Genomic DNA, 9,651 nt, shown 5'->3' on the forward strand with positions numbered 1-9,651 from the left:
CGGCTACGCTCCGGGGGGTGAGGATTCGGGATGGGATGCTGCGTGCCGTCGTGCTCGTGGTGACCGTGTCGCTCACGCTGGTGCTGCTGCCGATCGCGATCAACGTCGGCACCGGTGGCACCGCACCCGGCTTCCTGGCGCCGTACGCGGACTGGACCTGGCCGGTGATCGGTGCGCTCTGGTTGGTCGCGATCGTCACCGCGCTGTTCGAGGTCCGCAGCCGACGGCTGCCCACCGTCTCCGGCCGCTCCGCCGACCAGCCGCGCAACCGGCCGAACGCGCTGGCTCGCGTCGACCGCTACCTGTCCCAGCGCGTGGCCGGGTCACTCGCATCCCGCACCCGCATCGCGCTGGCCCTCGAGGAGCGTCCCGAAGCCGTCATCCGCCCGTACGACCTGCTGGTCCAGCCACTCGACAGCTCGCCCCGACCGGTCTCCGACGACACCGACATCGCCACGGTGTTCGACCAACTGCAGGACTCGATGCTGATCCTGGGCGCACCGGGCGCCGGCAAGACCACGCTGCTCCTGGAGCTCGCCCGCGCCCTCGCCGAGCAGGCCCACGCAGACGAGAGCAAGCCGATCCCGGTCCTGATCGATCTGGCCGGCTGGACCGCGCAGCCGTCGCGGAAGGACGACGACGAACCGCAGGACAGTCCGCTCCTGGCCGGCTTCGTCCGTTGGCTGCTGGGTGAGCTCAACACCCGCTACGGCATCCCGGCCGCCGTCGGCCGCACCTGGCTGCGCCGCGGTCGCCTGGCACTCCTGCTCGACGGTCTCGACGAGATCGCCAAACCGAGCCGCGCCAAGCTCGCACCGGTCCTCGAAGAGCTCCGCCGCGGCTACCTGATCGGCAGGCTCGCCATCACCTGCCGCACGCAGGACTACGAATTGCTCCCTGACCAGCTCAGCCTGCACGGCGCTGTGCACATCAGGCCGCTCACCAGGCAGCAGGTGCTCGACTACTTCGCCGCTGTCGGTCCGGACCTGGACGGTGCGCGCGCAGCGATCGAGCAGGACGACGAACTGTGGGACCTGGTCAACTCACCGCTCATGCTGAACGTGATGATCCTCGCGTACCACGGCCGTGTGCCGGAGGAGGTCGTCGCCGGCGGTGTCGCCGACCTGCGCCGCGAGCTGTTCGACACCTACATCAGCGAGGTCCTGGCCAGACATCGCTCGACAAGTCGCCAGTACGACGCGAGGACGGCGGTCCGTTCGCTCTGGTGCCTGGCGTGGTGGACCCGCAGCCGCGCCGGCGACCGCACCGCCGTACCGCGGTGGCTGATCCCCAACGGCTGGTACGGACTGTCCCTGCCGGAGGTGGACTACCTGGCCCACGCGGTCAGCCTGCCCGCCATCTTCGCCGGGCTCGCCGCCGGTGCGATCCTCGTGACGCTCGCGCAGTACGGCGTACTGGCCGGGCTGGCCGTGGCCGGAGCGGCACTGCTGCTCGTGCACATCAAGCCGCATCCGTGGCAGGCGCTCATGACCGAAGGGCCCAAGCCGCAGCGGGCGGCACTGCTCGCGCTCACGCTCGTCCTGAGTACGGCGTGCACGGTCGTCCTGATCGTCGCCGTGATGGGACTGGTCGAGTTCCTGCCGGTGTGGCTGGCGCTCGGTGTCGAGGCGGCAGCGATCGCAGCGTCGTACGTCGTCGAGCAAGTGGTCTCGCACAGCAACAGGCGTCGGTTGCTGCTGGGAGTCCGGCTCGCTGTGGTGGTCGCGGCCGGCTGGTTGACGCTCAGCATCGGTGATCGGCCCGGCAGTTTCGCGACCGGTCTGGCGATCGGACTGCTCGTCGCGCAAGGCATCCGGCTGGTCAAGTCGCTACCGACCGACCACGTGGTTCAGCAGCCCGCTGGACATGGCTGGTGGATGGATCTGTGGGTGCTGGGCGGTGCAGTCGCCGGATTCCTGCTGGCCGTGGCACTCGGCGCCGATCTGACCTCCCCTGACCTCGAAGCGGTGGCCGGTGTGATCACCGGCGCTGTCGCCGCGAAGGCGTGGCGCCGTCGCCCACCGCTGTTCGCCGGACCGCTCTCCCGCCTGCTGCACGACTTCCTGATCCGCTGGACCGGGTACCTCCCCTGGCGCCGCCGCGCCTTCCTCCGGTACGCCGCCGACCGGTACGTGCTCGCCCGCACCGGACGCGGTGAGTACTCCTTCATCCACCTCCTTGTCCGCGACCACCTGGCCGAGTGCTCGCCCAACCACCTGGCCGAGAAGGTCGACCGCCGGATCGCCCAGCGGGCGGCTGCCGCTACCCGGTAGCGGGTTCGTTCAGCGCGAAGCCCATCAGGCAGCCGGTCAGGACCAGCGCGATCAGCGGGCTGAGCGCGACGCGCAGGGAGGTGTGTTCGGCGATCGTGCCGAGGACCGGGGTGGCGACTCCGCCGATGCTGACCGCGAGACCGAGCGTCATGCCGCCCGCGGTACCGACCCGGCCCGGGAGGAAGTCCTGGCCGAGGGTGACGTGCAGCGAGAACGGGATCGACATCGCGATCGCGGTCAGCGCGAGAAAGCCGAAGAACGCCGGACCGGGCACGAACACCAGCGCCGCGATGGCCGGCACGGCGACGGCGTACGAAGCCCGCATCGTCCGGACCCGCCCGTACCGGGTGGCGAACCGGCCGCCGAGCAGCGTGCCGAGGGCGCCGGCCGCGAACAGCACGAACAACGCCACCCCACCGGTCGTCGTTCCACCGCCGACCCGCTGGCCGGCGTACAGGGCGATGAAGGTGCCGAGCCCGACGAACACGATCGAGCGGCACACCATGATCGCCGACAGCCGCAGGAACGACGGCCAGTCGTCACTCCCGGGCCGATGCATTCGATTGCCTCCAGCAACCAAGCGTGCGGAGCGAACAGCCAGCCTGGTGATCACCGCACCGACCAGCGCCGGTACGATGAGCAGCGGAGTCAGCGACAGTCCACCCGCCGCCATGATCGGCGTGACCAGCACCGGCGCCAGTGCGAACCCGACGTTCCCGCCGACCGAGAACCAGCTCATCCCGACATGGCTGCCGCCACTCACCGCACGCGCCATCCGTGCCGCCTCCGGATGGTAGGCCGCGACCCCGAGCCCGGACAGCGCGGCCGCCAGCCAGCTGAGCAGGTACGTGTCGCCGACGCCGACCAGTGCGATCCCGAGTCCCGCCGTCGTCATCGCGACCGGGATCAGCCAAGCCAGCGGCCGCCGATCGGTCAGTACGCCGAACACTGGCTGCACCACCGAGGACAGCAGCGTCGCAGCCAACGTGATCCCGGACACCGCGACGTACCCGAGCCCGCGCTCGGCGACCAGGAACGGCACCAGCGCCGGTACGGCGCCCTGGTACACATCCACGCACGCGTGCCCGATCGCCATCAGCCCGATCGGTCGAAGTCTCAGCACACCGTCGATCGTTGTCGCGGACGCCGCTGTCTGGCTTCCGATAAAATGCCAACCTATGCCGGAAACCCGCCAGCTCCGTCCCGCGACCACCGGAATCCGGCCGATCCCGGCCGGCGGCGCGATCGAGGCGCACTGGCACGACCGGAACCAGATCGTGTACGCCGGCCGCGGCGTTCTCTCCGTGACCACCGACGCAGGCAGCTGGATCGTCCCGGGGACCAGAGCGATCTGGGTCCCGGCCGGCACCCTGCACGAGCACCGCGCGTACGGCGAGACCGCACTGCACACCGTGGGACTCGAGGAGAATCCACTGGGCCTCGCCGCACCATCAGCGCTCGTCGTGAGCCCACTTCTTCGCGAACTGCTCCTCACCTACACGACAGACGAAGCGGTGGACGCGGACGAACGGCGGCGGCTCCACCTGGTGCTGCTTGATCAGCTGAGGCGATCGCCCCAGCGTCCTACGTATCTGCCGACGCCCACCGACGCACGACTGGCCGCCGTCTGCGACCTGCTACGTGATGATCCTGCGGACCCCCGAACGCTGACCGAGCTGGGCCGGGAAGTCGGGGCGAGTGAGCGGACTCTCAGCCGGTTGTGCCGGACGGACCTCGGCATGACCTTCCCGCAATGGCGGACGCAGCTCCGGCTGCACCAGGCGCTCAGGCTCCTGGCGACCGGGGAGTCGGTGACCAGGGTCGCGCATCAGTGCGGCTGGGCGTCGACGAGTGCCTTTATCGACACCTTCCGGGCGGCGTTCGGTCACACCCCGGGAGCGCGCAGAGCCTGATCGAGGATGCGGCTCCACTGCCGGACGATGCCCTTGCGGCGTGCGCTGTCGTCCGTCAGCAGGTCGGCGAGTCCCAGCCCGCGTGCCATGTCCAGCACGCCCTGCACGGTCTCCCGTACTCCGGGAGTCCGTTCACTCACCTCCAGCACCTCCAGCAGAGCCCGGTGGGCCTGGCGTCCCACATGTGCTTCCAGCCGGACGATCTGCCTTCGCAGCGCGTCCTCCGTCGATGCAGCCACCCACAGGTGCAGCGCGGCCCGGAACAGTGGTCCGGTGTAGACGTCCGCCAGCATCCCGACGATCGCCTCGGTCCGCGCCGGGCCGCTGGGCAACGCCGCCGCCTGCGCCTTGATCTCCGCGAGCCGTATCTCGGTCATGTACTCGACCGCCGCCTCGAACAGGTCCGCCCGCGTCGGGAAGTGGTGCTGGGCGGCACCCCGCGACACCCCGGCCCGGGTGGCCACGACGCTCACCGTCGTCGCGGCGTACCCGACCTCGGCGAGCGACTCCACGGCCGCCTCGAGCAACCGCTGCCGGGTGGCCCGGCTGCGGTCCTGCTGGGGTGCCTTGAGGGCTTCACTCACGGGCGGCAGCCTCCCGCGCCCGCAGTTCACGCCGCAGGATCTTGCCCGACGCCGCCTTCGGCACCGCGTCGATGAACTCCACCTGCCGGATCTTCTTGTACGGCGCCACCCGGGCGGCGACGTAGTCGATCACGTCGTCGGCGGTCAGTTCGACACCGGGCATCGGCACCACGAACGCCTTCGGCACCTCGTTGCCTTCGGCCTGGACGCCGATCACCGCCGCGTCCGCGATCCGGTCGTCGGTGAGCAGCACGGCCTCCAACTCGGCCGGCGGCACCTGGTAGCCGTGGTACTTGATCAGTTCCTTCACCCGGTCGACGACGTACAGGTACCCGCGTGCGTCGATCCGGCCGATGTCGCCGGTGTGCAGCCAGCCGTCCTGGTCGACGGTCGCGTCGGTCTCCGCCAGGCGGCCCAGGTACCCCTTCATCACCTGCGGTCCGCGGATCCAGATCTCGCCGGTCTCATCGTCGCCCACATCGTTGCCATCGGCACCGACCAGTCGCATCTCGGTGGACGGGAAGAGCTTGCCGACGGCACCCGGCGGCGGCTCCGGGTCGTCCTGCGGCACGGCATGCGTACCCGGTGACAGCTCGGTCATGCCGTACGCCTGTAACACCGCGTGCAGCCCGAGCCGTTTCGCGCACGCCTCGGCCAGTTCGCCGTCCAGTGGTGCGGCCGCTGACGTCACGTGCTTCAGTGCGGACAGATCGACGCCGTCGACCGCAGGGTGTTTCGCCAGCGCCAGTACGACCGGTGGAGCCACGAACGCCCGGGTGATCCGTTGCTGGTCGAGCGTGGTCAGGAACTGTTGCAGCTCGAACTTCGGCAGCACGACCACGGTCGCGCCGAGGCGCAGCGGCAGGTTCATCAGCACCGACAGGCCGTAGATGTGGAAGAACGGCAGGATCGCGATGATCCGCTCGTCCTCCCCGAGCCTGATCATCACCTCGGCCTGCGAGATGTTGGTGGCGATGTTCCGGTGCGTCAGCATCACGCCCTTCGCCACGCCGGTCGTCCCGCTCGAGTACGGCAGTACGGCGACGTCGTTCGCCGGATCGATCATCACCTCCGGCTCGGGTGCGGTCGACGCGAGCAGCTCCATCACCGAGCGATACCCCTCGGCGCTGTCGCAGACGAAGATCTCGGTCACGTCGGTGCCCTCGATCGCCGCGGTCGCGGCCGGCAGGAACAGCGAGATCGTCACCAGCAGCTTCGCCTTCGAGTCGACCAGCTGCTTGTGCAGTTCGTCGGCGGTGTAGAGCGCGTTCACAGTGGTGACGGTCGCGCCGGCGCGGGTGGCGCCGTAGAAGACGACCGGGTAGAGGATCGTGTTCGGGCTGTAGAGCGCGATCACGTCGCCATGCCGGATGCCGAGCTCGGCGAGACCGGCCGCGACCCGGCGGGTCATCGCATCCAGCTGGGCGTAGCTGAGCTCCTTGCCGGTGACGCCGTCGACCATGGCCGGCCGGTCGCCGTACTCCTGGGCCCGGCCGAGGACGGCGTCGTGGATGGGTACGTCGAGGACCTCGACGGGTGGGAACTGGCTCGTGATGATCATCGGCGGGGATCCTCTCCTGGCCCGGTGGGTGATCAGACTGTGTCGGACCTAAGTGCCCGGCGCCGGAGATCCCTTGGCGCTTGCGGCGCCCAGGCACGCACCTCGCGGCGTTGGAGAAGCATCCACGATGCTCCGCATCGAGGACGCTTCTCCGCCTTGCGATGCACGCACCTGGACACCGCAATCACTCAAGGGACCTCCGACGCCGGACACTAGTAGGACTTGGGTAGCCCCAGCGAGTGCTGGGCGACGAAGTTCAGGATCATCTCGCGGCTCACCGGCGCGATCCGGGTGGCACGTGCGGCGGCGACCAGCGAGGCGACGCCGTACTCCACCGTCATGCCGTTTCCGCCGAGCGACTGGACGGCCTGGTCGGTCGCGCGGACCGCGACTTCGCCGGCCGCGTACTTCGCCATGTTCGCGGCCTCGCCGGCGCCCAGGTCGTCCCCGGCGTCGTACAGCGCGGCCGCCTTCTGCATCATCAGCCTGGCCAACTCGAGCTCGATCTTGATCTGCGCGAGCGGGTGCGCGAGTCCCTGGTGTGCGCCGATCGGAGCCTTCCAGACCTGGCGTTCCTTGACGTACGCGGTCGCCTTGTCGAGCGCGTGCCGGGCGATGCCGACCGCGAACGCGGACGCCATGATCCGCTCGGGGTTGAGCCCGGCGAACAGCTGCATCAGGGCGGCATCCTCGGCGCCGACCAGCGCCTCCCGCGGCAGGCGTACGTCGTCCAGGAACAGCGAGAACTGCTTGTCCGGGCTGATCAGATCCATCTCGATCTGCTGGAACTCCACGCCCGGTGCATCGACGGGGACGATGAACAGGGCCGGCTTGAGCTTGCCGGTCCGGGCATCCTCGGTGCGGCCGACCACGAGGACCGCCTGCGCGACGTCCAGGCCGGAGATGAAGACCTTCCGGCCGGACAGCGACCAGCCGTCGTCGGTACGGCGCGCGGTGGTGGTGATCTGGTGCGAGTTCGATCCGGCGTCCGGCTCGGTGATCGCGAACGCCATGATCGTCGTGCCGTCGGCCAGGCCGGGGAGCCAGCGCTGCTTCTGCTCGTCGGTGCCGAACCGGGAGATCACGGTGCCGCAGATCGATGGTGAGACGACCATCATCAGCAGCGGGGATCCGGCCGCGCCGAGCTCCTCCAGCACGATCGACAGGTCGGCCATCCCGCCGCCTCCGCCGCCGTACTCCTCGGGCAGGTTCACACCGAGGTAGCCGAGCTTGCCGGCCTCCAGCCAGAGCTCGGTCGTGTGCCCACCGGTCCGAGCCTGCTGGTTGAACCAGCCGTAGCCGTACTTCTTCCCGAGCTCACCCACCGCCTTGCGCAGCGCTCGGCGTTCCTCGGATTCCACGAAGCTCATGCTTCCTCCCCAACGACCGCCAGTACGGCGCCGACCTCGACTTGTTGACCTGCTTCGACTCTGAGCTCACTGAGCACGCCGTCGGCCGGGGCAGAGATGGTGTGTTCCATCTTCATCGCCTCCAACCAGAGCAGCGGCTGTCCCTGCTTCACCCGGTCACCCACCTGCACGCCGACCCGGATCACCGTTCCCGGCATCGGCGCCACCAACGATCCCGCGGAGACCTGCTGCGACGGATCCACGAACCGCTCCACCGGCGTCAACGCGACACTTCCCGCCGAGGAATCCACGCACACGAGTCCGTCATACACCGCCACGTCGAACGACCGGCGTACGCCGTCAACCTCCAGCACCACCCGCTCCGGCGTGGAGTCCACGAGCGTGATGTTGCCCTCGACAACCAAGCCGTCCCGGGTCAGCCGATACCCGACCTCCACCGTCGCATCACCGACGCGGTAGGCCTTCCGCTGCCGTTGCGACGGCACGTTCCGCCAGCCGCCAGGCACTGCCACGGGCAGCACCCGCCCAGCAGCATCCGCCAACGCGGCCGCCAACGCCGACACCTTCACCACCTGCGGATCCACTGGTCGGCCGATCCCGTGGCGCTCGAAGAACCCGGTGTCGGTCTCCCCAGCAAGAAAAGCCGGATGCCGCAAAACCCACATCAGCAGATCCCGGTTTGTCCCCACCCCATGAATCCGAGCCCGCTGCAACTCCCCAGCCAACCGCCGCGCCACCGCAGTCCGATCCGCGCCCGACGCGATCACCTTGGCCAGCATCGCGTCGTAGTACGGCGAAACCTCCGAACCAACCTCGACCCCGGAGTCCACCCGAAGCCCGGCCCGGCCGCCGCTTTCCGGAACATTCTCGCCCCCAGGCGGCGACTTCTTTCCGCAAACCTCGAACCGCCGGACCACTCCGGTCTGCGGTTGCCAGTCGTTGACCGGGTCCTCGGCGTACAGCCGGACCTCGATCGCGTGGCCGACTGTCGGGGGTGGCTCGGGCGGGAGGTGAGCGCCGGTCGCGACCGCGAACTGTAGTTCGACCAGGTCCAGTCCCGTGGTCTCCTCGGTGACTGGGTGCTCGACCTGGAGGCGGGTGTTCATTTCCAGGAAGTAGAACGCCCCGGACTCGTCCGCCAGGAATTCGACCGTGCCCGCACCCACATAGTTGATTGCGGCGGCGGCCTTGCGGGCCGCGTCGAACAACTCGGCTCGCAGGGACGGGATGCGGTCGACCAACGGCGACGGGGCTTCCTCGATCACCTTCTGGTGGCGGCGCTGGATGGAGCACTCGCGTTCGCCGACCGCCCAGATCGTGCCGTGCTGATCGGCCATGATCTGCACCTCGAGGTGCCGGCCGGCCGTGAGGTACCGCTCGCAGAACACCGTCCCGTCACCGAAGGCAGACAGCGCTTCCGCCGACGCGGCCTCGATCTCACCCGGCAGCTCCGCCAGCCGCGAGACCACCCGCATCCCACGCCCGCCACCGCCGGCCGACGCCTTCACCAACACCGGCAGGTCGTCCGCGGACACCTCGGCCGGCGTCAGCTCGGCGAGCACCGGCACCCCGGCGGCCGCCATCAGCTTCTTCGCCTCGATCTTCGAGCCCATCGACGAGATCGCGTCCACCGGTGGCCCGATCCACGTCAGCCCGGCGTCGATCACCGCCTGCGCGAACCCGGCGTTCTCCGACAGGAACCCGTACCCGGGATGCACCGCATCCGCGCCCGCCTTCAACGCGGCCTCGATCACCAGGTCACCACGGAGATAGGTGTCGGATGCCGCGTTCCCCGGCAGGTGCACAGCCGCATCCGCTTCACCGACGAACGGCATCGCGGCGTCGGCGCTCGAGTGCACCGCGACCGCCGACAGACCGAGCGACCGCGCGGTCCGGAAGATCCGCCGCGCGATCTCGCCACGGTTCGCCACCAGAACACTTGTCAGCATG

7 protein-coding genes are annotated in these 9,651 nt (G+C 69.4%); 2 read left to right on the forward strand and 5 right to left on the reverse strand.

All coding sequences use genetic code 11. The annotated features are described in order from the left end of the window. Positions 1-17 precede the first annotated feature (17 nt). Positions 18-2,273 carry an NACHT domain-containing protein gene (locus tag ACGFH6_RS21030; protein ID WP_393386171.1) on the forward strand — a complete coding sequence of 752 codons (2,256 nt, stop codon included), beginning with the start codon at positions 18-20 and terminating at the stop codon, positions 2,271-2,273. On the opposite strand, the gene ACGFH6_RS21035 is transcribed toward ACGFH6_RS21030, so the two are convergent. Further along, complete coding sequence (locus tag ACGFH6_RS21035) at positions 2,263-3,396, reverse strand: MFS transporter (RefSeq protein WP_393386173.1); 1,134 nt, start codon at positions 3,394-3,396, stop codon at positions 2,263-2,265. The two genes, ACGFH6_RS21030 and ACGFH6_RS21035, sit on opposite strands and share 11 nt — an antisense overlap. 55 nt (positions 3,397-3,451) lie before the next feature. Between ACGFH6_RS21035 and ACGFH6_RS21040 the strand changes: the two genes are divergently transcribed. Continuing rightward, entirely contained in the window at positions 3,452-4,186 is a 735-nt protein-coding gene (locus ACGFH6_RS21040) for an AraC family transcriptional regulator (RefSeq protein WP_393386176.1), read from the forward strand. On the opposite strand, the gene ACGFH6_RS21045 is transcribed toward ACGFH6_RS21040, so the two are convergent. The 4 genes from ACGFH6_RS21045 to ACGFH6_RS21060 form a co-directional block, all read right to left on the reverse strand. Beyond that, a complete protein-coding gene (locus tag ACGFH6_RS21045; RefSeq protein ID WP_393386178.1) occupies positions 4,159-4,770 on the reverse strand; it encodes a TetR/AcrR family transcriptional regulator in 612 nt (203 codons plus the stop codon). The two genes, ACGFH6_RS21040 and ACGFH6_RS21045, sit on opposite strands and share 28 nt — an antisense overlap. Then, complete coding sequence (locus tag ACGFH6_RS21050; RefSeq protein WP_393386179.1) at positions 4,763-6,331, reverse strand: AMP-binding protein; 1,569 nt, start codon at positions 6,329-6,331, stop codon at positions 4,763-4,765. The genes ACGFH6_RS21045 and ACGFH6_RS21050 overlap by 8 nt, the downstream gene beginning before the upstream one ends. A gap of 212 nt (positions 6,332-6,543) precedes the next feature. After that, the gene (locus ACGFH6_RS21055) at positions 6,544-7,701 is read right to left on the reverse strand and encodes an acyl-CoA dehydrogenase family protein (RefSeq protein WP_393386182.1); all 1,158 of its coding nucleotides are present in this window, start codon (positions 7,699-7,701) and stop codon (positions 6,544-6,546) included. Further along, positions 7,698-9,650 (reverse strand): biotin carboxylase N-terminal domain-containing protein, encoded by a 1,953-nt coding sequence (locus ACGFH6_RS21060; protein ID WP_393386184.1) that lies wholly within the window; start codon positions 9,648-9,650, stop codon positions 7,698-7,700. Before ACGFH6_RS21060 ends, ACGFH6_RS21055 begins: the two co-directional genes overlap by 4 nt. Position 9,651 lies beyond the last annotated feature (1 nt).

This window comes from Kribbella sp. NPDC049227, assembly GCF_043197265.1.
GTDB lineage: Bacteria > Actinomycetota > Actinomycetes > Propionibacteriales > Kribbellaceae > Kribbella.